Source organism: Pedobacter sp. WC2423 (assembly GCF_040822065.1).
In the GTDB taxonomy this organism is placed as follows: Bacteria; Bacteroidota; Bacteroidia; order Sphingobacteriales; family Sphingobacteriaceae; genus Pedobacter.
In genome coordinates this window covers 3813254-3836491 of record NZ_CP162005.1, presented here as the reverse complement: position 1 = coordinate 3836491, position 23238 = coordinate 3813254, and the positions used below count along the sequence as shown (strand labels likewise).

General features: G+C 37.7%; 21 protein-coding genes. 2 read left to right on the top strand and 19 right to left on the bottom strand.

Features of this window, described 5'->3' with window-relative positions; translation table 11 throughout:
- Positions 1 to 45: 45 nt before the first annotated feature.
- From AB3G38_RS15845 to AB3G38_RS15755, 19 genes are all read right to left on the bottom strand, one after another.
- A complete protein-coding gene (locus tag AB3G38_RS15845; RefSeq protein WP_367864837.1) occupies positions 46 to 1200 on the bottom strand; it encodes an XrtY-associated glycosyltransferase XYAG1 in 1155 nt (384 codons plus the stop codon).
- Positions 1197 to 2597, bottom strand: a complete 1401-nt coding sequence (locus AB3G38_RS15840; protein ID WP_367864836.1) for an exosortase Y-associated Wzy-like protein — start codon at positions 2595 to 2597, stop codon at positions 1197 to 1199. The genes AB3G38_RS15845 and AB3G38_RS15840 overlap by 4 nt, the downstream gene beginning before the upstream one ends.
- Entirely contained in the window at positions 2590 to 3747 is a 1158-nt protein-coding gene (locus AB3G38_RS15835) for a glycosyltransferase family 4 protein (protein WP_367864835.1), read from the bottom strand. The genes AB3G38_RS15840 and AB3G38_RS15835 overlap by 8 nt, the downstream gene beginning before the upstream one ends.
- A gap of 33 nt (positions 3748 to 3780) precedes the next feature.
- A complete protein-coding gene (locus AB3G38_RS15830; protein WP_367864834.1) occupies positions 3781 to 5070 on the bottom strand; it encodes a glycosyltransferase in 1290 nt (429 codons plus the stop codon).
- Positions 5067 to 6290, bottom strand: coding sequence for a hypothetical protein (locus AB3G38_RS15825; RefSeq protein WP_367864833.1), 1224 nt, complete (start codon positions 6288 to 6290; stop codon positions 5067 to 5069). Before AB3G38_RS15825 ends, AB3G38_RS15830 begins: the two co-directional genes overlap by 4 nt.
- Positions 6287 to 7507: an acyltransferase family protein gene (locus tag AB3G38_RS15820; RefSeq protein ID WP_367864832.1), complete on the bottom strand. Its 1221-nt coding sequence runs from the start codon at positions 7505 to 7507 to the stop codon at positions 6287 to 6289. Before AB3G38_RS15820 ends, AB3G38_RS15825 begins: the two co-directional genes overlap by 4 nt.
- Positions 7504 to 8532 carry a glycosyltransferase gene (locus tag AB3G38_RS15815; protein ID WP_367864831.1) on the bottom strand — a complete coding sequence of 343 codons (1029 nt, stop codon included), beginning with the start codon at positions 8530 to 8532 and terminating at the stop codon, positions 7504 to 7506. Before AB3G38_RS15815 ends, AB3G38_RS15820 begins: the two co-directional genes overlap by 4 nt.
- The gene (locus AB3G38_RS15810) at positions 8529 to 9506 is read right to left on the bottom strand and encodes a glycosyltransferase (RefSeq protein ID WP_367864830.1); all 978 of its coding nucleotides are present in this window, start codon (positions 9504 to 9506) and stop codon (positions 8529 to 8531) included. Before AB3G38_RS15810 ends, AB3G38_RS15815 begins: the two co-directional genes overlap by 4 nt.
- Before the next feature lie 16 nt (positions 9507 to 9522).
- Positions 9523 to 10521, bottom strand: coding sequence for a glycosyltransferase family 2 protein (locus tag AB3G38_RS15805; RefSeq protein ID WP_367864829.1), 999 nt, complete (start codon positions 10519 to 10521; stop codon positions 9523 to 9525).
- A 2-nt stretch (positions 10522 to 10523) separates the two neighbouring features.
- Positions 10524 to 11528 carry a glycosyltransferase family 10 gene (locus tag AB3G38_RS15800; RefSeq protein WP_367864828.1) on the bottom strand — a complete coding sequence of 335 codons (1005 nt, stop codon included), beginning with the start codon at positions 11526 to 11528 and terminating at the stop codon, positions 10524 to 10526.
- Between the two features lie 28 nt (positions 11529 to 11556).
- A complete protein-coding gene (locus AB3G38_RS15795) occupies positions 11557 to 12453 on the bottom strand; it encodes a hypothetical protein (RefSeq protein ID WP_367864827.1) in 897 nt (298 codons plus the stop codon).
- Positions 12446 to 13198 carry a glycosyltransferase family 2 protein gene (locus tag AB3G38_RS15790; protein ID WP_367864826.1) on the bottom strand — a complete coding sequence of 251 codons (753 nt, stop codon included), beginning with the start codon at positions 13196 to 13198 and terminating at the stop codon, positions 12446 to 12448. The genes AB3G38_RS15795 and AB3G38_RS15790 overlap by 8 nt, the downstream gene beginning before the upstream one ends.
- A 1-nt stretch (position 13199) precedes the next feature.
- Positions 13200 to 13856: a class I SAM-dependent methyltransferase gene (locus AB3G38_RS15785; RefSeq protein ID WP_367864825.1), complete on the bottom strand. Its 657-nt coding sequence runs from the start codon at positions 13854 to 13856 to the stop codon at positions 13200 to 13202.
- An 11-nt stretch (positions 13857 to 13867) separates the two neighbouring features.
- The gene (locus AB3G38_RS15780; protein ID WP_367864824.1) at positions 13868 to 15121 is read right to left on the bottom strand and encodes an ABC transporter ATP-binding protein; all 1254 of its coding nucleotides are present in this window, start codon (positions 15119 to 15121) and stop codon (positions 13868 to 13870) included.
- Between the two features lie 12 nt (positions 15122 to 15133).
- A complete protein-coding gene (locus tag AB3G38_RS15775) occupies positions 15134 to 15997 on the bottom strand; it encodes an ABC transporter permease (protein ID WP_367864823.1) in 864 nt (287 codons plus the stop codon).
- Positions 15981 to 17108, bottom strand: coding sequence for a glycosyltransferase family 4 protein (locus AB3G38_RS15770; protein WP_367864822.1), 1128 nt, complete (start codon positions 17106 to 17108; stop codon positions 15981 to 15983). Before AB3G38_RS15770 ends, AB3G38_RS15775 begins: the two co-directional genes overlap by 17 nt.
- 112 nt (positions 17109 to 17220) lie before the next feature.
- Positions 17221 to 17739, bottom strand: coding sequence for a UpxY family transcription antiterminator (locus AB3G38_RS15765; RefSeq protein ID WP_367864821.1), 519 nt, complete (start codon positions 17737 to 17739; stop codon positions 17221 to 17223).
- Positions 17740 to 17748: 9 nt separating this feature from the next.
- A complete protein-coding gene (locus AB3G38_RS15760) occupies positions 17749 to 20151 on the bottom strand; it encodes a GumC family protein (protein ID WP_367864820.1) in 2403 nt (800 codons plus the stop codon).
- Positions 20151 to 20927: a polysaccharide biosynthesis/export family protein gene (locus AB3G38_RS15755; protein WP_367864819.1), complete on the bottom strand. Its 777-nt coding sequence runs from the start codon at positions 20925 to 20927 to the stop codon at positions 20151 to 20153. The genes AB3G38_RS15760 and AB3G38_RS15755 overlap by 1 nt, the downstream gene beginning before the upstream one ends.
- Before the next feature lie 384 nt (positions 20928 to 21311).
- On the opposite strand from AB3G38_RS15755, the gene AB3G38_RS15750 reads away from it, so the two are divergent.
- Both AB3G38_RS15750 and AB3G38_RS15745 read left to right on the top strand, forming a co-directional pair.
- Positions 21312 to 22061, top strand: coding sequence for a glycosyltransferase family 2 protein (locus AB3G38_RS15750; protein ID WP_367864818.1), 750 nt, complete (start codon positions 21312 to 21314; stop codon positions 22059 to 22061).
- 18 nt (positions 22062 to 22079) lie between these two features.
- Entirely contained in the window at positions 22080 to 23198 is a 1119-nt protein-coding gene (locus tag AB3G38_RS15745; protein ID WP_367864817.1) for an MraY family glycosyltransferase, read from the top strand.
- Positions 23199 to 23238: the final 40 nt, after the last annotated feature.

Here is a 23238-nt window from a genome sequence, read left to right as displayed (position 1 = left end):
TTATAAGTATTAATTTCCAGAAGCAGGGGGAACTGGAGACAGCCTTCAGTCATGTTCAATTATTTGTTTATACATTTCATAATATTTTTTAATCAGGATTGTTTCTTCAAAATCATTCCTGATGCCAGAAGGGGCCAGTTTTCTGATGGTATTTAATTTTTCTGGATTATTGTATATTTCTGTAAGGGAATTTTTAACAGATAATACATCTGCGTTGCAAATCCAGCCGAATTGCCTGCTTGTTATATAGGTTGCCAAGCCAACCTCTCTGCTAATCAAAACGGCAGTGCCCACAGCAAGGCTTTCAATTACCACATTACCAAAATTCTCATCATAAGAAGGAAGTATAAGCAAGTGATGAGCGGCCATGAGATCAAACTTGTCTCCGTCTTTAAATCCGACCCAATCTACCTGATGACCAATTTTATAGCCATTAATTAATTTTTTCAGCCCTGCAATATATTTTTCATCCCCACTTCCTGCAATAGTAAGCCGGAAAGGAAGAGTAGTACTGGCAAGTGCAGCAAATAATAATTCAAGCCCTTTTTTTTGTTCTATCCTGGAAAAGAAAAGTAGCCTGAACATTTTATTTTCCTTTGGGTTCAGAGGTGCTGCTGCAGGAAAATGTGCAATCCTGGGCATCTTTACAAAATTGTATATGGTGTAAATGCCTTTTGGCTTTAGTAGTGCAGCCATTGCAGCTTGTTCTCTTTCGGAAGTTGTGTGCAGAAAACAATAGCTGAGCAGCGGCCTGCCTATAAGTATATGAAATGCTTTTTTTAAAGCTATGTGCCTGTTCTTAAAAGAATAGTTGCTCAAAGTCCCGCGTGGTGACAAAACAACAGGGACTCTGCGTAAAATAGCAACAAAGCAGGCAAATATAGAGACAAGGTTCCACCAGGCATGGATATGAACCACATCAAATGATCGTACTTCTTTCCATAGAAAAGCTAATAGACCTGGGGAGAAGTGGCTGTGGTCTTTAGTGAGGCGTTTGAAATACCTCACTTTTACGCCATCAATGTTCTGAGGAATAACCATTGTAACCTCCAGTTCTGTAAGTCCATTAGCTGTTGTTGTAAATACTTCTACCGTACAGCCTGCTTTTACCAGCTCTTCACTTAGTTTTGAAACGGACATAGTTGGCCCCCCATAAATATACGCCGGTTTATAAGAGGCGTTTACCTGTAAGATTTTCAAAGCCGTTTGATTACGTTTGTGAAAAGTAATACTTTGAATATTAAATACATTGTTATATAGTTCCAGAATACGGCATTGATTAGAAATTCAAGACTAAGCCCGCGCCAGAACAGTTGGAATAAACCGGTAAATATCAATGCTGTACCTAAGGTATAGCCGCCAAATATCTTTTCTGCTTTCATAGCGATCAGCTGACATGCTGCACCATAAAAGAATAATAATATAAAAATGCTTGGCATACCGCCTGATAAGTAAGCATCAACAATAACGGCTGGCTTGGCAGATACATTAGTTCCGCGGGATATAATCCCTGCATCATAAACACGTTCCATGACCATATTCTCGGTAATTGGTTTGGAAGGCCAAAATATACGGGGCATAATAGCTATTGCTGATTGCCTTAGGAGTTGTGTCCCATAAAAATCAATATGAGCAGGTGTAGACTTCACATAACTGGTAAACATATCAATTTCGCTTAACCGGTAAGTGAAAAATTCCCAGTTGTCGTTCGCATTATTCTGGTTAACCACCGACTTTAATGCTAATTGTGTAGCCTCATTAGTGGAAAGGTTGCCAGACCATGCCTGCTGCCTGAAAATGCGGTTATAGGTAGGCAATAGTATAAAAAAAAGTAAAAGTAAAGGAACAAAAAAGATGAGCACTGTTCTTTTATAATTGGGGTATAGAAAGATACCTAATATCAGGACATTTAAAATTATTGGTTCTTTAAAACCCGAGATCAGAGCCTGATAGATATTGAATCCATAAATGATCAGGCAGATCAGGATACGCCATATTTTTCTATCTGGTATGGCAAATGCAAGTGCCAGTGTTCCAGCTATAAAACTTAATAAACTAAACTGATGGGAAAATTGTGACAAACCACTAACACGCATCAGCAAAGAAGACAGTAGCGTAGCTATTAAGGCGATGTTAAGAATAACTTTGGTTAAGTCTGCACGGTTGTATCCATATTTTTTCTCAACCGGGTAGCGCATAAAGATCAGAATCCCAGTGACAAAAGAGGCGTGTGCAAGACAATAGTACCGCTGACATTGTGCAGTAAGCCTTAATCTTTCCTGGTCTACCAGATAGAAATCACTTATCTTATGAAAATTAATATACCCCAAAACATCAAAAAGATAAAATATGGAAGTACAGGCCATATATCCTGCAAATATGACTTGAGTGATGAAAATAGGACGCATAAGCTGCTCTTCAATATTTCGGTCATCAGGCAAAGGTTTGATCCAGCCTTTTAAAGTAACCCAGAATATAAAAAAAGAGCCAAACCAGGCAATAAAGTATGACAGAATATAAGAATCCTTGAAAAGCATGGCGAATATCCAGGGGATAAACAGCACCATATATTTTTCAATAAAAATGCGGTTATTCATGTTTTAAAAATGCAGATTCGATAGCCTCGGCCTGTAGTTGGAACGTCCATTTATCGATGATTGTTTTTGAATTTGAGCCCATATGCTTCAGCTCTTCCTTTCCCTTACAGATCAGGAGATCCAATTGTCCGTTCAGACTTGTTACAGACCTGGCTTTAAAGATACTTCCATTGTATTCATTCTTCACCAGGTCGGCGGCGCAGCCAACCTTATCAGATACCAGAACTGCTTTCGAACAGGCCATAGCTTCGTTTACTGCAAGACCCCATGTTTCACCGGGACCTGATGAAGGGAGACAGAACAGGTCGCAGGTCTGATAGATTACCGGCATGTAAGATTGGTTCTCAAAGTCCATGAAATGAACATGAGGCTGATGCTTAGCTTTCTGCTTCAGTGTTTGCTCTAGTTCGCCATTTCCTACAAAAAGAAGGTGTACATCTGGGTTTTTCAATTGTAGAAATGAATCCATTAAAAGCAGGGGGTCTTTTTTCTGCTCAAACTTACCCGCAAAAAGTATAACGATGTCTTCCTGTGCAATACCCAGCTTTATTTTTAATTCTTGCACTTCCATATTTCTATCTATGGCGAATCTTTGGTTATCGATTGCATGAGGAGTAAAGATCAGCTGCTCCTCTTTCATACCATATTCTTTAAAATAAGCTTTGCTGTTGGTACCAGTATACAAAGCCTGATCAACATGCTTATAAATCCATTTCAGGAATAAAGCCCTGGCATATTTTTTTAATATGCCCGATGGATCCAGCAAGGTAGAATCTCCACGGAAAAAAACAGGCAATTTGGTTTTAAAATACTTTAACGTTTTTAGATGGCTATGATATGCCCATCCATAAACTAATACCGCATCTGGCTGCCAATTTTCAATATTCCGGATCAAATCCGGGTTAATAATACCTCTAAAGTTATGCGAACCCGGGTCCGAAGAAGTATTCTTTGCCCATTCATAAGGATAACCCGATAAAAGAGGTAAATCCCAGTTAACGATGGTATAAAATCCGGGGTCATAATTATCTACTGCCTTTTCACCCCAAGTGTAAAAAACTTTAATATGTATTTGTCCACGCTCATGCAGCAGTTTAAAAACCGGGGCATAGTATTGAATCGGGTGGGTGGTAATAATTGCTAAGCGCATTTAATTGTTATTTCATAAAGATGGTCATTTGTTTCAGTTAGACCTGGCAGCCAATACTTCATTAAATAGTGCACATTGGTGTAAGGTCATGTTTTTTGCCGAATATTTATCAACAGCGCTTGCGTTATAGCTGATTTCAGGAATTTCCTTGCCTGATACTTCATTCAAAAAAAGATTTACTTTATGATCAAGAGCGGGGTTGTCATAGTGATAAGAATGCTTTACTCCATATTCTTTGAGAACTTCCATCGCCGGACTATGGCTGTTGAATATGGCTAGTGTTATTTTATTTGCAGACAGGTAAGGATAAATTTTTGAAGCGGTGTATTTTGGGTCATCGGAGCCAGGTATAAACAATGCGTCGGCATTTTGAAGGGTGACCAGGGTATGAAAATAGCTTATCCTATTTGTAATTTCCACCACATAATCTTCTACTCCATATTGTTTTGCCAATGGCAGTATAGTTTGTTTCCCCTGACCTTCCGCTGCGTAGCTGGTACCAATAAAATGCAGCCTGACCCTGCTGAATTTTAAAGGATCGATTTTCAGTCCGCTCTTTAGTCCCCTAATTAAAGGTGTTATAGCCTTATGCATGTCATAACCTCCTCTGCCAATGTACACTATATTTATAAAATCGCTGCTCAGCAGCGGTTTAAATAAATGCTGATTTTTTTTTGCGGTATCAAAGTCTTTTTGAAATGCTCCAAAGGTGATTACTGCGTGAGGAATGTGCCGGACTCGGGAATAACGAAGCTTTAGTATATTAATATAATCTGCCGATACGCTGATCAGGCCATCTGCATGATTCATCGCCAGGGGTTCAAGATATTTATTGATGCGGTAAGAAAACCAATATTTAGGAGGCTGCTGCGCTTTAGGTTTATCCTGGTAGTAGTCAGAATGCCAGGGGTCCTGCATGTCTATGACATAAGGGATATTGAAGCGTTTTTTCCAGTACGCACCTAAAATGCAGAGTGGAAACTGGGTAGTTGAAAAATAAATGAGATCAAATTTCTGCTTTTTAAGTAGCTGATTTACCTTTAACAGGTAGAACAAGAGTGCTCTTAAGGCGATACTACCCAAGCCAATTTTTGAGGTCCATCTTTTATGGAATGCTTTAACATAGTGAATTTTGGTATCTGCTGGCAGACTTTCTATCAGTAACTCATCTTTTGGAAAATCTAAATATTCCGGATCAACGGAAACGACTTCTGCATCCCATCCATATTGGTTAAAATAAGACATACTCATTCTAATACGCTGCATGTCGGCCGCATTAAAGATAGGGAAGTAGGGCGAAATAATCAGAACTTTTAGGTTCAAGGTATAAATGGTTGAATGATCTTTAAAAATTTTAACTGCTCCGTTTCCCAGTTTAATGAAGTTTGGGCAAGGCTTAATGCGGCCTTCCTGGCTTTGCAGAGCTCATCCCTGTGTGCTGAATATTGCTGCAGAATTTCTGACAGGGCATGAATATTACCGATCTCATATGATTTACCAGTTTCCGGATATTTCTTTAAAAAGTCCTGTTGTGAAGTCGTGTTACTGGCAATAATTGCCAGCCCTGCCTGCATATAGGTGAATATCTTATTACTCAGGGCCAGATCATTGTTAATGGAAAATGCCGGTTCAAGTGCTAAACCCAGATCAAATTTTGATGAAAAGGTAGTTAACTCAGCAGGAGGAACAGGATCATGGAAATGCAGTCGATTGGACATATGCCCGGCTAACGTTTGGAAATATTCTTTTGGGGTATTATACTGTAACTTTCCCATCAGATGTAATTCAAACTCCGTGTCTTTTAGCAGATAAAGTGCTTTAAGGACGTCCTCTATACCACGGTTGGTACCTATAGTCTGAGAGCACCAAAAAAGTTTAAGCGCAGCATTTGATTTTGCAGGAATAATATGGGCATCTATCAGAGCCTTGTTAAAAACATTAAGAATAACTACCGGATTCTTTGCCGGGAAAAGCTTTCGGTAAGCTTCCGCAATCCTGGGGCTACTCGCTGTAAGGTAATCTGTATGCGGAATATATCTGTTTTCAATATAGGTCTTCAGTAAAACATCAAAGTGATGTTTATCATTGCTTACTTCGTGCCTGTGAAAATCTTCGGCATCAAACCCGCAAGGTTTACGATGATGTTTTGCAGCTTTTACAACAGCTGGCAAAGCCCCGAGATTATGGGCGATATACAGATCTGCAGGATATGCAGAAGCGGATTTGATCAGCCAGCAGGTATTTCTGGAAATGGCAAATTCAGCAAAGTATCTCAATCCTATCCTTTTAGCAAAAGTAATAGCCAGTTTGTGGATCACCCTGCTGAAAAAGTAAAGCAAGGGTTTCTGCTCAGGGTCGCCGCCAATACGAATGGCTTTCCATTTTTTAGATTTTAGTAAGTCGCCATCAAATTTAGTTCCCCAGTCATTCCAATAGGTATATAAAACGGTTACATCGTGACCGGCAAAACTTAATGTATCGGCCTCTTTTACTAAACGCGGGTTCAAGGATGGCTGACCTGATGTCACTAATATAATTTTCAAGACCGATCCTGTTTCACCGCACTCAATCTTAGGTTGCTATAAGCATTCAAAAAAGCAGCTGGCCTTTTAAATAAATAGATTTCAAAAAGGTAGCTGATTGATATAGTTAAAAATATGCATAGTATAGCTCCTATGAGTTTTTGATCTGGGATCAAGTAAAACATCAGGTACATTATTGGCATGTGCAACAGATATAGCGGGTAGGAAATACCGGCAAAGAATCTGAAAAATGGTTTAGATCTATTGTATACCCATTTTATGTTAAACTGAACCGGTTTATAATATAAAATTAAAGATAACCAGGGTAGCAGGCTATAAATAATCTTACTGCTGGCCAGCGAATTTGAATACTGCCATAATAGCAGTAAACTCACCATATAAACAGGAATAACCCACTTATAACTGATAACTATTTTTTTTCCATCCGTTATCGTATCGTCTCTGAGCAGGTAGGTAAAAAGAGGTAACAAGAAAATCCCGCCTGCGAAATACATAACTTCATGGACGTTATACGGCAGTTGATGAAGTCTGGTGACCAGGGGTATCATCAACAGCCCGCATACTGCAACTGATAAACTGGTTTGGAATTTATTCCGGTATTCAAAAACAAGATATCCGAGTATCCATAAAAAGGAATTATTCATCAAAAATATAAAATGATGAACTATTCCCATACCATCAACTGTTAGCAGTCTATAAATTATAGACAGGCAGCAAACTGCAAACCAGACCCATATCGCGCTCAATCTTTTTGATTTATAGATCAGGCCAAACAAGAGGTAAAAAAAGGCTTCACAGCTTATACTCCAAACGGCAGGATTTAATGGCATAGTAGGTACCAAATAACCATCAAGGGTGGCCGAGAGCAATAGATTGCCTATAAAGATCCCTGGAACTATGGCATGTCCTAATACCAGGTTGTCGCAGGCAAAGCAAATTATAAGTATAGCCAGATAAATGGGGTAAATCCGGATAAACCGCTTTTTGAAATATTGCCATTGGTCCGTTTTATTCTGCGAACTGAGATTGATCACTATACCTGATAAAATGAAGAATATCATGACAGACTCCTTTCCCCAGGCAGAGAAAACCTGGATAAAGTCAAACCTGGAGTCTACAAAATACCGGGTGGCAACCCTTACATGACTGATCCAGACAAGTAAGCAGGCTATGCCTCTTAGAACGTCGAGTGAAACTAGATTTTCTTTTGACTTCATGGATTGGATTTGTAAACAGACAAGTAATCATCTGCGATTTTAACATCACTATAAGTAGTTTCTGCCTTTAACCGGCAAGCATAACGATCAAGCTGACTTATCTTTTTTACCTGCCGTGCCATTTCTTCTGTGTTTTGGCTGATGTATCCCGTAATATTTTCGTCGATGCCTTCTGCGATTCCCCCTTGATCAAAACCAAGCACTGGTGTCCCGCAGGCATAGGCCTCCGGTATAATGATAGGAAAAGGCTCAAACCACTCAACAGGAGTAAGCAGGGCAATAGCATTTCCCAGTAATTCGTTTTTTTGAACATTATCTACCTGGCCAATGTAACTGACTTGATCACCATCGATCAATGGCATTATTTCCTGTTCAAAATAAATTCTTTCTTTCTCTATTGCCGATATGTTTCCTGCAATGACCAGTTTGCTATGGGTTAGCTGTGCCACTTTAATCGCATTATGGAGTCCTTTACATCGCTCTATTCTTCCCAAAAAGGCAAGATACCCATTAGGTGATACCGTTGCCTTAAACTGGAACTGTTCAATCGGGGCACAGTTATAGATGGTTACCCACTTACTTTTACTGGTCTTACCAGTATTGGTAATTGCATTAGAAACAGCAGTATAAGTAAGATTTACGGGCCGTAATTTATCCAGCCATTCAATGTTTTTCCGATTAACTGTACGCATGTAAGTTTGTACTTTAGGTATTTTATGTTTCAGGAAAGGGAACAGAAAGAGTAAACGGCCAAAGTTATGGATCACGTCGTGTTGCTTGATTTCTTTTCGCAGTATAAAAAAAACAGTGGCAAGTAATTTAATGTTGATGGACGGGTCTAAGGAGCCATTCAATCCATAGGTGATTAATCTGTCCGGTGACTTTGAATTTGGTCCGGCAACAATAGTTACACGGTGCCCAAGTTTCACATATTGACAGGCAATATCGTAGATTACACGTTCTATACCACCATAATGCGCTGGCGGCACAGGTATAAATGGATCCATTACCAGTAATATTCTCATTTTATTTCTTTTTTAACCTGCTGATAGATCTCTATATATTGCACTGCGCATTTTTCCAGTGTCAGGTTTTCCAGGATATAAGCACGTGGTTGAAAGTGGTTAAGGTTATCCAGGAAAACGGGAAGTTTCGCTTCGAAATCAGTTATAGTATTAAATTTTATGCCGCAACGCTCATCCCAGTAAGGCACAGCGCTGACTGGCCGATATTTAACCAGATGAGGAAAATAAGCTGGATCTTCCCAATATCCGCCCTTTTCCCATGCCAATATAGGTATACCAGCAGCTAACATTTGCTGATAGGCAAAACCCTGTGTTTCACTTTTGCTCAGGAAAATTGCGGCTTTGGAATTTGCAAGTCTTTGTTTCAATTCATGCTGTGTATAGGTTCCATAATTGATAAACTGGTAAGTAAGATTTTGTTTGCTGAGGATCTCCATGATATCATCAGGTAACTGATCGCCTTGTATTTTATTATAGATTAAAAAATCAAATTCTTTGGGCACTGCAGCTGCGGTTAGCCAGTGATCTGTATCTATTCCTGCAGGCCAGGCGATTACTTTATCCAGGTAATAAGGTTCACACATTTTGCGCATCCATTCACCCGGAACAAGGAAACGTTTTACATTTGGATATTTAGTGAACAGGTCTGGGCATTCAATAGGATGGGAGTATACACCGGCGCCAAATATGACAGGGTTTTCCCAGTTTTTTCCAAATAACAAATTTGGTTTGCCAATAATGCAGGCAATCTCTTCAGGATGATTTTTAATATACTTATAATCGTTAAACCGATAAGGAACACCTATTTTATCAAGCCCTTTCATGAGGTTGACCGCAATCATCATTACTCCACCAGGACGCTGTTTACCTCTTATAAGGCGACGTATAATTTTTCTTGGATATCGGTCATATTTAATCCACCGATCCGGATCGGGTTCTTCATAGAATAAGTTTAAATGGGTATTGCTCAACATCTTATGCTGTGATTGGTTAATGCTTCTGGGGTGCCAGATTTTGATAATAATATTGTAAGATCCTGGCGCATTTCCATCCAAACATATGCTTGATTAATTCTATAGCTTTACCCCCTATTACAGGTCGGTGGGGGCTACCGCCAGCTTCTTTGACACTGCGCTCTATTCCTAAGGCCAGTTCCTTATGCTGTGGATAAACTTTGATCAATAAATCCATTAATAATCTAGACACGACCACAGCTATTCTGGGGTCATGTGCGCAGGTTTCCAGGTGCTTTTGGATGAGCTTGATTGACATGAACTGGCTGGTAAATGCTTGATAATCTCTATGTGATGAAAGTGAATTACCTGCGGATATTTTTCTATAATAACAAAAGGTATCCGGGGTATTGAGAATTGCAGTAGCATTAGCCGCCATCCTGCAGAAAAATTCGCCATCATCGTTCAATGAAAGTTCTTCATTCCAGAGTCCGGCCTTTTTTATTAGGGAAGCCTGTGTGAGCCAGGAGTGGATCGGGATCATAGAACCTCCATTTTTATGGATTCCGTAAAGGTTTAATAAGAATTCGAAAGGATTATCGCTATCTATATAAAACTGAAGTTCATACGCATTAGGGCTAAGGGTGTTCAATTGATGCTCCTGATCATTATTAAAATGAACAACTGGACAGATGGCCAGAGTATCTTTCTGATCACCGATTAAAGATAGCTGGCGGCTTATTTTATCTGCGGACAGTAAATCGTCAGCATCCAGAAATTGTATAAAATCACCTTTAGCTTCTGACAATCCCTTATTCCTGGCAGCACTTGCACCGCTGTTAGGTTGATTGTAAACTTTTATAAAAGAACATTCATAGGATTTTGCGATCATCAAAGAGTTATCTGCTGACCCATCATCAACCAGTATAATTTCTTTGTGTTCCCAGGTTTGGGCAATTGCTGAGCGCAGGGTTGCCTCTAAATACTTTTCGGCATTGTACACAGGGATAATTATAGAAACTAAAAAAGGCTGCACAATTAGACGGGCTGTTTAAATATTTCAATCCAGCGTTCCTTCGCCGATGTATTAACAGGGGCAGGATGGAGCCACTGCTGATTTAAAAGCTGCATATAAGCTTCTTTATCCTGATCAAGTTCAATTATTTTTTCAATTATCGGTTTGAAATTGAGCTTTTGAAACTGTAAATACATTTTTGCATTTCTTCCGGCTATTTTTAACTTTCTTTTGAGACGGTGGTTAAAATTTTGGTAAAATTGAGGCCTCATATCTATAAAATCGGGCTGGCTATTCTTTTCAAGCCAATTGACGGTAGAATTAGAAACTACATTCAGGTGATCCGGGGCATTAAGAAAACTTTGTGTGTTAAAAATATCCCCGATAAAAGGGTCACCAAAGTAAATGGGGATACTATTGGCTTGCATGGCATCATATAGCTTTTCTGTTTGATAACCGGGGTAGATATAATTTTCAAAGGCTATGGTAAACTTATACGGATGCAGAAATTGTCTTTTACGTTCCCAAATGTTGCCCTTATACTGTTTGTCAATACTTGCCATATTGTTCATAGACAGGCCGGGAGCATCAACTTTTTTGTATTTTGATAACTGTCTGAAGAACTCCTCCCTGTAGTATACCTGATGTGAATACAGGAAATTACAAAAAAGAGACTTGCTATTGTATACCTGCTCTGCATCGTAATTGTCCGGCTTTATCAGTATTTCCGGGTTAAGTCCGTGCCATTGGATCCTTTTATATCTCGGATGTAATATTTCCTGTTCTCTTGGAATACCAAACGCCCATTCACATATTCCCATATCAGGTGTCATATTTTCACAGAAATAGCCTATTCTAATGTAACGGCCTGGTAAAGGAATATCGTTTCCATAAGGGCCAAATAGAATAAAATCAGGATTATCAGTTTCCTCAAATATAAAATCATCCAACAAATCAGTCAGAATTTCATTTTCCGCGATTGACCGGTCTATACCATTTTGGAATTTTATCCTGATTGTTGTTTTCATTATTTTAAGATGTAAGCTGATGTAGGTTTCATTTCAACAGCTGCTTTAATGCTTTTCCAAAGAAATATATAGGTTTAAAAATTACCTCTACGGCCAGATTGGCTACTTTTTTTGGTAAGTGATAGTGATAAAAAAGTTTTAAACGTAAGGCGTCAAATATCCATGGATTTTTATGGTAACTGTTGCCGCCAAAGTGTATGATCAGCGGACGATATTCTCCTTCAGGAAGCCAGTATTTATATCTATAGTCTTTTGAGTTATTAAATAAGGCTTTATTATATAATGTATTTAATTGATTGTGGGTTTTAAATTGTACTATATCTGCCCATATATTACCAGTATCTGCATAAGGAGTAGCTCCGGACTTTGCTAAGCTGATAGATAGAACAGGTTCATCATTTACACTTTTTGTATGACGCTGGAACATATAATTGCTCAGAGATAACTGCTTTGCTGTCTCACAAATGTTAGCTGTCAACTGGTTTTTAATGATATAGTAAAAAGCCCCGCAATAACGGATGATATATGGAATTGCAAAATAGTCCAATACTTCAGGTAGTTCCAATTCAGCCCAGCTACCCTTGGTCTCTTTCATGCCGATAACTTGTACAGCGGAATTAGGAATGTTAAACACGTGAGAGATATTACCATAAATAATAGAATCTGCATCGATAAAAATTGATTTGTAAGCGGGTGTAATCTGGTCAAAATTAAATTTGTAGCTCACTCCGGAGGTCAGTAAATCCCCGGCTATTATTTTTTTTTTAATCCATTTTAAATCCTTCGGTAGTGTGAAATCTGTATCAGAGATAATAAAAAAAGGGATTTCATCATCATGATGAAACTTATATGACCTGGCTAAAGTAAAAGCAAAGCTTAAATACTTGTCTCCAGTAGCTACAGTAAAAAAGCATTGATCAATCATTAAGCAGTCTTTTTATTAAATTTTTTACTTTTGGCCATAAGGCAACTGGTTCTTTGCCCCATTTTTTTTCGAAAATTATTTTTTGGCCGTGAGTAAGATGAGATAGCTTTTTTTCATTTATCGCAGTATGGGTTTGGTTGCCTAAATGATCTACTTTAGCGGGTATAATAAGCGCATGGTCTATTTTATAGTTTAATAGCGTACGCCCAAAATCTTTATCTGCATACCAAAACTCAAATTGTTCATCTAATAAACCAATGGTGTCAAAAATTTCCCGTTTAAGAAAGATGCACCATCCAGTAAGGATTCCGTTCAGGAGATTCCTGGTTGTACCAACTACTATTTTTTTAGGTTCAGCTATTTTTAATTGAGGATGAAAATAGCTGCAATAGGGGTTCGCTGACTTTATATTTGGGTTTTCCTCCATTACGCTCAGTATTTCACTTGCCCAATTTTGATGATAAATCAGATCATTATTACACAGGCATATATAAGCATTATCCGTTTGTGCAATACCAATATTCAGATATTTATTAAAGCCAAATTTTTCATCAGGATATATAGTTTTGGTATTCGGATATTGATAAGGAAACAATGCTGCATTTGATTCAATAACAAGGGCCTCAAATTGAATATGATCAGGATCTTCTGATAGAAAAAGACTTTCAATCCCCTGTAAAGTGATTTGCTTTAGCAGTTCGGTCTTCGCGTAGCTTAAAATAATAATATCTATTTTAACAGGCATGCTAAAGGGAGGCAACGATTACAAATTGGGGAAATTTCATGTCTTCCTGGGTACCCAGTAAAAGGAAATTAAGGACATTAAAAAATGAAAAGCTATTGTCCTTATTAATTCCCTTAACCTGACAAACTTTGTAATTACTTTCTTCAAAAAGCCTGACCATACTTTTTTTTGTGAAAAAGCGCAAATGTGTTTTATCCATCACCCCGGCTTCCTGATATTTGAAATCCTTATACCTAAGCAGTGATAAAATAACCGGGTACCAGCGGATATTGGGAATAGAAGCAATAATGCGGCCGTCTGTAGTCAGCAGCTCTTTACAAACAGAAATTGCTTCAGAAGGATCTGCAAGATGTTCCAGGACATCATTAAAAAATATGGCATCAAATTTTTTACCGGCCAATTCCGGCATGGAGCCAGAAAATATTGCATTCACACACTTGTCAATTTTTTTTTCTGCTTCACGTGCAGAATTTTTGTCCGGTTCGATTCCCCAAACCATACATTGATATTCTTTTTTTAAAAGAGACCCGAATGAACCGTTCCCGCAACCTATATCCAAAGCCGTCTTTATACCAGCAGGAATAAATGGTAATATTTCTGTACGGCTGTGGTTGTAATATATCTCATCCTTATTTTCATACAGCTTCTCGTAGTTCATTAATTGTAGGGCTAAATAACGGTAAAATGATAGTCTACTTCCATATATCCTCTTATAGGTAATGGATAAGGAAGCAGTTTACTGGTTAATTCTTTTTGCAGGACTTCAAACTGCAGCAGGCTAAAAAAATCTTTATACAATAAGTTCGATTGAATATGTAATCCTATTTTATATTTCCCGGGTCTGAGCGGAAGCTGTTTTAAAATGCCTTTAATTTCAAATTTTTTTTCAGCGGTACTTATTTTAAACATCTCTTCACTGCGTAAATCTACAAAACCTGCTTTCTGATCGTATTCATCATAAATAAATAGCGCAATAGATTGAAAACTATTTTCCATAAGGCTTTCGATAATGATACGAAAAGTCAGATCATCATGTGAGGTGATTTCAGCTTTAGCTATCTGGAACAGGCATAAACATATATCTGCGTTAAGCTGAAGATCTGAAATAACAGTTTTAGAGATTTCATTGCTGTTTTTTGAGGAATATTTTATTATTGCCTCATTAACTTCACCATGGAAAACCATTTCGCCATGATGCAGCAATAATCCTTTATTGCATAAAGATTTTATACTTTCCATCTGGTGGCTCACAAATAAAACGGTTCTGCCTTCTCCCTTGCTGATTTCACCCATTTTTCCAAGGCATTTTTTTTGAAATTCTGCATCTCCAACAGCAAGTACTTCATCCACAATTAAAATCTCTGATTCCAGATGTGCGGCTACGGCAAAGGCTAATCTAACATACATGCCCGATGAATATTTTTTAACAGGGGTATCTATATACCTTTCTATACCTGCAAAATCAACAATAGCATCAAAATGCTTTTTAATTTCTGCTTTGCGCATACCCAGAATTGCACCATTTAAAAAGATGTTCTCTCTGCCAGTTAACTCCGGATGAAAGCCTGTGCCTACCTCCAGCAAACTGGCGATACGTCCTTTTACTTTGATTGATCCTGTCGTTGGAGAAGTCACCCTGCTCAATATTTTCAGCAATGTGCTTTTTCCTGCGCCATTACGACCTATAATGCCAACCGCATCACCCTGTTCAATGTCAAAGTTGATATCTTTTAAGCTCCAGACTATATTGCTGTTACCTTTCGCAGTTCTGTCATTGGTTTCTCCGATACGCAGAAAGGGATCTTCTTTACCACGTAGCTTTGCCCACCACCGTTCCAGATCGCGCGAAATTGTCCCCGTGCCTATCTCCCCCAGCTGGTAAGCCTTGGAAAGATCTTCTGTTTTAATAGCGATATTATTCATCAACCTGATTTATCAAATGGTATCTACAAAATTCTTCTCCACTTTATTAAAAACAACGATTCCTAATAAGAGGATCAATGCCGTTATACCTGCACAGTAGCCCAGGGATTCCCAGCTAAAGCTACCACTTCCCAAAAATCCATACCGGAAAGTTTCAATAAGAGGTGTCATTGGGTTATATTGAATAATCCATGCATATGCTGGATATTTCTCTATTGCAGTGGATAATGGATAGATCACCGTTGTGGCATACATCAATAGCTGCACGCCAAAGGTGACTAAGAATGCCAGATCACGGTATTTAGTGGTCATTGCAGAGATGATCATGCCTAATCCTAAACCCAGGCAGGCCATTAGTAATACAATTACTGGAAATAACAGGATAAACCAATTGGGACCAAAATGTTTACCAATGATCATATAATAAACGATCATGATTATAAATAGCAGTAACTGTACGCCAAACCGTACGAGGTTAGACACTACAATGCTCAAAGGCATAATTAGCCGTGGAAAATATACTTTTCCAAATATATTGGCATTGTCCTTAAATACGGTACTGGTCTTAGTCAGGCATTCTGCAAAATAATTCCATGCAGTGATACCTGCCATATAAAATAAAGGTTGCGGAAGCCCGTCTGTAGAAATACCCGCCAGGTTCCCAAAAATAAAAGTGAAGATAATCGTGGTAAAAATAGGTTGTATAAAAAACCATAGTGGCCCCAGAATCGTCTGTTTATAAAATGATACAAAATCGCGTCTTACAAAAAGTAATAACAGATCGCGGTAATACCAAACATCCTTCAACCTTAAATCAAACAGGTTGTTCTTTGGGGTAATTTCCATATCCCAGTTTTCTTCAGGCAGTTGCTCCATTTATTAATTTTTCTAAGGTACTGCTGTAATCCTGTGCATTAAAATGTTTTAGGCATTGTTGCTGAATGCTTTTTCGTTCATCAATGGTTAAAGGATGGACTAATTTCTGAAGGATTGTCTGTTCTAAGAGTGCACTATCGTCAGGATCAATAGCAGTTCCCATTTCTTTATTGCGTATAGCATCTATGCTACCATCTGCATTACCGCAGATTACAGGGAGTCCAAATGCCATGGCTTCTATAAAAACAATTCCGAACCCTTCTTTTTTGCTGGGCATTACAAATAAATCAGCCATTAAAAAGTAGTCGGCCAGTGCTGTTTCTTCAAGGTAACCTGTTAATATAAAATTGCTTTCCAGCTGCTCGTCCTTTATTAATTGCAAGATTCGTGTTTTTTCATTTTCATCATAAGGGCCTGCAAGAATATACTTCACATTTGGAAAGCTTTGCTTAATCCTGTCCAATGCTTTTATAGTTTGCTCGTATCCTTTAAATTTCTCTGTTGAGGTAATGCGTGACAGGCTCAGTATAACTTTATCATGTGCCAGCAGGCCGTAATTTTTTAATAAATGTGCAGGCTTAACAAATAAATCAGGCAACTTTGTAAAAGGATCCAATGCATTGTTTAATACCACACATCGATCAGGGTCAACGGGATGCAGCTCCACTATTTTTCTTTTGGTAAAACTGCTTACACATATAATTTGATCCGCTATGCCCCAGATTGCTTTTTTCCAAAATTTTAAGGGGTGCCATACTTCTACACCGTGAGCGATAAGCCATATTTTACAGGTAGGATTCAGCAGTCGGATCAGGCAACCTATGGATGAAAGATGAACATGGCTTAAAATGATTAAATCGCTGTTCATTCCGGCTTTTAAACTATGCCATATATAGCTTAACTTGTTTTTTTTAAAAGCTTTAAAATTAGCTACAGGAAGATATTGGGGCAGGAGATCTGCCTGTTGATCATGTGAAGCATACATGTTGACATCCCAATGGTTCTTTTTGCCTAACTGGTACAATGTATAGGACAATGTTCGGTTCATTTTCTGAATTCCGCCAGTTCCACCAAAAGTCTCCAGGGTTAAAAAAAGTATTTTTTTGGACATGGGGTAGCTATCTTTTATTACTCATAATCATGCACAGCTTCGCTCCTTTAGTCACATTTATTTTTGTAACTATTTATAATTCAACACCTTAATAACACCTGAGAATCGGTGCTTATTGTAACCTTTCTATCAATGATGCTGGGACATGCACAATGATATTGTATTTGATATCGCCTAATCTCAGAAGCAACTGCTTTTGAGAATGGTATTTAATAATTTCTCCACGCATCCCTTTCAGGGAGCCCGCTTTAATAATAATTTTTTCTCCCGGTTGTAGTTCGTCTTCTGTAATTTCCAATTCATAAGCACTGGCCAGTACTAATTTGAGTTCCTCTATTTGTCTGTCAGGCATTGATGTAATTTTGCCTGAAAAATAGAGGAAACGTGCAATCCCATTGGTCATCAATACCTCAGTTTGCTGATGCTGATTTATGTGGACAAAAAGATAAGATTTGATCAATGGCTCTTCTACCCATTTTTTCCTGTCACTCCATTGTTTCATCTGACGGTGCAAAGGCAGATAGGCTTCAATATCTTTGTTCAGTAATTCCCGGTATGCTTTCTTTTCTGCCCTTGAGTGGGTATAAACTGGATACCATTGCTGTCTTTCTTTACTTCTGGTGCTAGTCATCTGATTAAATTAAGATTTAAACCAACGCTTGGTGCTCCACCATTTTAATTTTTCCACTTCATCTAAATAATAACCGGAATTTTCATAGTCGTAATGTGTATCTGAACTAAAACTGCCATTGTTCTTATGTAGTCCGGCATGTAAAAGGTTTTTTTCAAAGGCATTTAATACAATAAACAGGTTATTTAAATTATATTCCTTTGCCAGCCGTTCAGGTAATGTAATTGCACTGTATTTTGATTTTCCATAGCGGATTACAAACAGATTGATGTCGCTCAGACGGACCAGTGGAACTGAGTCTGATACCAGGCCTACAGGCGCAGTATCTATTAAGATCACATCATATCTTTCTCTCAACTGGCCAATTAGTTCGGTCATGCGTTCAAGATGCAATAATTCTGAAGGATTTGGCGGTATAGGGCCTGAACTAATAAAATCTAGATTTTTGGTGTCTGATTCTTGAATGATATCGTCTATACTACATTTGTTAACCAGGTAATTGCTTAAGCCCATCGAGTTAGGCATACCAAAGGTTTTATGCAGTTTCGGCCTGCGAAGGTCGGCGCCAATAAGTAATATCTTTTTGTCGATCAGGGCGAAACTGGTTGCCAGGTTAATAATCACGAAAGATTTTCCTTCTCCTGCATTTTCCGAGGTAATACAAATGACCTTACTTTTCTTTCCTGAGGCGAGAAAATTAAGGTTCGTACGTATAATGCGGACAGATTCTGCAAAGATAGACCGCGGTTTACTTAAAGAAAGTAGCTGACTATTGTTTTCGTCTATTTGATCCGGGAACTTTCTGAGTGCACCTAAAATTGGTATCGAAGTTGTCCTTTCAATGATCTCTCTATCATAAATGTAAGGATTGGTTATCCTGATCACTATAATAATCCCTAAGCCGGCTAAGAAACCCAATACAATAGCAGTGCGGTAAATTTCCTGGTTGTTAGGGGAAATAGGCACTGTATTCAGTTGTGCCTTTTCAACAATGGTTGCTCCCGGCAAAATTGCAGCGCGGTTAACTTGTGCCTCGAGGCTTTTTTCGGATAAAAAAGAATACACCTTTTCATTAATCTCGAAATTACGGTTTAAGCCAATCAAGTTTTTTTCTGCCGTTGGAAGTACAGCTACTTGCTGGTTTACTTTCGCTAATTGATCATTTAAGTAACCAATACTTTTCTGAATGCGCTGATTTGAAGCACTTATATTTCGCATTGCAGACTTTTTGACCTGCGAAATCTGGCGGTTAATCTCCTCTATTGGTTGCGATGTATTGTTATAAACTTTTAACAGGGCATTTTTCTCGTTCATTAAAGTATTGAAATTGCTTACAAGTACTCCCAGCAAGGGGTCAATATTTCCCTCCAGATTAAGATTAAGATTTACTGCATTTTTTTCGGCAGCTATTTGTTCTTTTAGCTGATCAATAACAATGAGCTGAATTTTTAGTAAGGAACGCTGGGACTCCAGATCACTGACTTTGCTCAAAGCAGTTCCTGCAGATGAACGTACGTCCATGATCTTTGTATTTTGCTTGTATTTTTCCAATGATCGTTCTGATCCTTTCAATTCAGTGGAAAGGTATGCTAACTGTTCATTAATAAAGTTGATCAGCTGTGTAGCAGATTGTGTTTTCTGATTACGGTCATAATTCAGATATTCTTTCATGATCGCATTGATGATATCCGTTGCAAACTGAGGGTTAGCATCAGTTTGCTGTATCGTGAGAAGATCTGAATTTTTAATCGCCTCATTAATCCGCAAACCACTATGTACCCGATCTAAAAAAGATTCAGGAATATTGAATTTAAACAAGTAGGTAATACCTGGGTTAACCGATCCCGGATAGCTGACGGTAAAAGTAACAGGGCCGATATTTACAGGATAACCATATTTGAAATTTTGCTGGACTTCGTTATCCCCGATTTTCCAGCTCAGTTCAAATGTTTTTTTATTTACTGGTTTAAAGGCGATCAGATCCTGGTAAAAATTCAGGCTATCAAATTTTAATAAATTGATCTGAAGTGGCTTCTTTGGATACATGTCATAGGTACGTACCCTTCCCGAAAGATAAAAGGTAGTCCTGTAATCCAGGTTTTTAATGGCCTTCAATAGCAGGCTGCGGCTTTGGATGGTAAAACTTTCACTTTGCAAATTGACAGCACTCCGATCGGAATTACTCATTGTTCCTATAATGTCAGCAAGTTCTGGCTTTTTTTCTTCAAATTTAAGTAATCCGGATGTAGAATAGGTTTTTGGAGTATACCATAAATAAAGATTCGCCGTGATTAAACCGATTATAATTGGACCCGCTATCAGATACCAGCGGCTGAACAATATCTTAATTATTTTTAGATAGTCAATTTCCTGACTACTCAGATATGTTTGTGTCTTTTTTACTTCTTGCATTATCTCGTTATCGTATAAATGATCAGTGCAGTATTTAATAACAAGATAATGGGTTGCAATATGGAAGAGAAGCCTGTCACTTTAGTGGAGCGTATAGCTTGTTTATTTTGTGTAACATAGATAATGTCCTCGTTTTTGAGGATGGTCCTGGGATCAGTGAGGGTAGTGAGATTACTTAGATCTACATCAATCACCTGTTGATTTTTCATTCCTCCCCGAATTATTCTCACATTTTTGCTGTTTGCCCGCTCGGTCAACCCACCTGCTTCACCAATCATTTCTATCAATGAAGTGCGGTCTTTTACCAGCGCATAGTTGCCCTGGGTTTTAACTTCGCCCAGAACGGTTACTTTCAAGTTAACAATTTTTAACTCAATAATAGGATTTTTGATTTCTTTACGGTAAAGATCTTCAATTTGCTTAGCAGCATCATAACGTTTAAGCCCCTCTACTTTTACATGCCCTATGATCGGAAGCGCTACTGTACCATCATTTTCTACAAGAAAGGTCTGGCCTTCGGTACTGCTGGCACCTTTTGCTGCTGATGTAGTTGTAGTAGGTTCATCAACAATATATTTGGGGCTCTGCAGGTTTTTTATCTGAAGCAGGTCCTGTGGTTGTATTCTATAGTTCGCTGTATCAGTAATAATTACAGTATTATTGAAAGCCTGGCCTCTGTTCTCAAAAAGAACCTGTTGCTGTTTAAAAGAACAGGAAACACAACTGGTAAGAAGAGTAAAGATAAGTACATAAAGTATGTGTTTTTCTGAGAGCATAATAAATATTATAGATGATTAGTATCACACTTTATAAATCTAAGGTAAATAATCATTACAATTATAGGTGTAACTTCATTTTATACTTTGTAATATTGTTATTACAAAGAAATAAATATTGGATTAATAATATGTTTTTGATATTTTTTAATTTTAAAATAATATGCTATAAAGAGGTGTGTTATTTTTTATTTAGTTAAAATTTTTCTTTTCATAGCTAAATCGAAATTGATGTGTGTGATTTTTAGTACATATCATTACGATTATCATTATACTGTTAATTAGATCTTAATATTTTTTCGGTGTGTGCTGGCCATTGAAAGTTCCTGCGCCCGGATATTCCTGGAAACTCTATCATTATTATAATTATGTTTACTCTATCATATGGTGCATCAACTAAAGGTCTCCTTAATCACAGTCACTTATAATGCAGTGCAAACATTGCAACGGTGTATCGAATCTGTAACCAATCAGACCTATAGTAATGTAGAATATATTATCATCGATGGTAATTCAACGGATGGTACATTGAAAATTATTCAGAATAACAAAAAATATATTCATGTTTTCAATTCTGAACAAGACAGGGGTATTTATGATGCAATGAACAAGGGTATTAATCTGGCAACTGGTGATATCATTGGTACGCTCAATGCGGATGACTATTTTGCTGATAATGATGTATTAGAAAAAATAGCGCAATCATTTAATGCTGATCATACAGATATGTTATATGCAAACCTTAATTATGTAAATAAGGATGGAACAGTAGTACGTAAGTGGCGGTCTGGAAAATATAAGGCTACCAAATTTAACTGGGGATGGATGCCACCTCACCCAACATTTTATGTTAAGAAGAACTTTTTTAATAAATACGGTTTGTATGATCTCAGTTATGGAACTGCTGCTGATTATGAATTGATGCTTCGTTTTATGTATTTAAAAACCGTAAACGTGTTTTTCCTCGACGAAGTAATTGTAAACATGACTACTGGAGGAGTGAGTAACAGGAATTTTAGAAACAGAGCCAGGGCCTGGGCCTGCGATTTTAAAGCCATGAAAAGTTGTCAGATACCTATTCCATTTTTAGGGGTGATTTTCAAGCCGATACGAAAAATATTACAGTTCATTTAATATGTAAAAATACCTTCTATGGAAACATTTGATCTGCCAGCTTATTTAAACAACCATCATTTAATTTGCTGCATTCTGGTATTTATATCTTCTATTTTGATTACTCTGGCTATTATTCCTTCTATTATTTATGTTGCCAAAACCCATAATTTATACGATAACTTCAGCTATTTCAGAAAGCGGCATCTAGGTGCTATTCCCCGCTTAGGTGGAGTGGGTATATACACTGGTTTTACGGTTACTTTACTATTTTTCGGTTTAACGGATAAAACAACTCCGATTAATTATCTGCTTGCTGCTTGTATGATATTGTCTATTATGGGAATTAAAGATGATCTTCTTGGAGTTAATCCGCGTACAAAACTCATCATTCAGTTAATTACCTCGCTGATTTTGGTTATTCCAGGAAATATCAGGATCAGTAGCTTCCATGGGATATTTGGTTTCTACGATATCACCTATCCTGCAAGTGTTGTGCTGTCTCTGCTAGTTATTATATTCATTATTAATTCCTTCAATTTGATTGACGGAATCGATGGACTGTCAGCGATGACAGGTATTATTGTGAATAGTGTATTTTCAGCCTTATTCATATATATGGGCAAATATGAATTAGCTACTATTTCCTTAGCGATGACTGGCGCTATTATAGGATTTATACAGTTTAACATTACACCGGCGAAAATCTTTATGGGGGATACAGGAGCATTGCTGATTGGATTGATATCAGCAGTTATGACAATTAAATTTTTAGAAGTAAATAAGTTTACAGAAAATCACAGTCCTGATATTTTTTCTGCTCCCGCTATAGCACTGGCTATTCTGATTATTCCTGTTTCAGATGCATTACGAGTGTTTATTCTCAGAATTGTAAAAGGAAAATCACCTTTTTTGGCTGATCGGAATCATATTCATCACCGTATATTAAAATTAGGTTTTACCCATATGCAGACTACTACCCTTTTAATTGGTGTTAATCTATTGATGATTTTAATAGCATGTCTCTTTGCCACTTATGGCAATGTGTTCTTGCTGATAGTTATTTCTCTTATTACATTAATGTTTAACTGGATACTCAGTTACCTGATACGCTCCAAAGAACGTGAAAGTTATGCCCTGCGTAATTTGTTTTTATGAGATACATGAGGTTTTGTGCCAGCTCTTTCTGATATTGAGC

Bases quoted from the DNA above. Each gene is read 5' to 3' on its own strand.
- AB3G38_RS15840 (WP_367864836.1), bottom strand. From the start codon at position 2,597: ATGAATAACCGCATTTTTATTGAAAAATATATGGTGCTGTTTATCCCC.
- AB3G38_RS15835 (WP_367864835.1), bottom strand. From the start codon at position 3,747: ATGCGCTTAGCAATTATTACCACCCACCCGATTCAATACTATGCCCCG.
- AB3G38_RS15820 (WP_367864832.1), bottom strand. From the start codon at position 7,507: ATGAAGTCAAAAGAAAATCTAGTTTCACTCGACGTTCTAAGAGGCATA.
- AB3G38_RS15815 (WP_367864831.1), bottom strand. From the start codon at position 8,532: ATGAGAATATTACTGGTAATGGATCCATTTATACCTGTGCCGCCAGCG.
- AB3G38_RS15810 (WP_367864830.1), bottom strand. From the start codon at position 9,506: ATGTTGAGCAATACCCATTTAAACTTATTCTATGAAGAACCCGATCCG.
- AB3G38_RS15800 (WP_367864828.1), bottom strand. From the start codon at position 11,528: ATGAAAACAACAATCAGGATAAAATTCCAAAATGGTATAGACCGGTCA.
- AB3G38_RS15795 (WP_367864827.1), bottom strand. From the start codon at position 12,453: ATGATTGATCAATGCTTTTTTACTGTAGCTACTGGAGACAAGTATTTA.
- AB3G38_RS15790 (WP_367864826.1), bottom strand. From the start codon at position 13,198: ATGCCTGTTAAAATAGATATTATTATTTTAAGCTACGCGAAGACCGAA.
- AB3G38_RS15785 (WP_367864825.1), bottom strand. From the start codon at position 13,856: ATGAACTACGAGAAGCTGTATGAAAATAAGGATGAGATATATTACAAC.
- AB3G38_RS15780 (WP_367864824.1), bottom strand. From the start codon at position 15,121: ATGAATAATATCGCTATTAAAACAGAAGATCTTTCCAAGGCTTACCAG.
- AB3G38_RS15775 (WP_367864823.1), bottom strand. From the start codon at position 15,997: ATGGAGCAACTGCCTGAAGAAAACTGGGATATGGAAATTACCCCAAAG.
- AB3G38_RS15770 (WP_367864822.1), bottom strand. From the start codon at position 17,108: ATGTCCAAAAAAATACTTTTTTTAACCCTGGAGACTTTTGGTGGAACT.
- AB3G38_RS15765 (WP_367864821.1), bottom strand. From the start codon at position 17,739: ATGACTAGCACCAGAAGTAAAGAAAGACAGCAATGGTATCCAGTTTAT.
- AB3G38_RS15760 (WP_367864820.1), bottom strand. From the start codon at position 20,151: ATGCAAGAAGTAAAAAAGACACAAACATATCTGAGTAGTCAGGAAATT.
- AB3G38_RS15755 (WP_367864819.1), bottom strand. From the start codon at position 20,927: ATGCTCTCAGAAAAACACATACTTTATGTACTTATCTTTACTCTTCTT.
- AB3G38_RS15750 (WP_367864818.1), top strand. From the start codon at position 21,312: ATGGTGCATCAACTAAAGGTCTCCTTAATCACAGTCACTTATAATGCA.
- AB3G38_RS15745 (WP_367864817.1), top strand. From the start codon at position 22,080: ATGGAAACATTTGATCTGCCAGCTTATTTAAACAACCATCATTTAATT.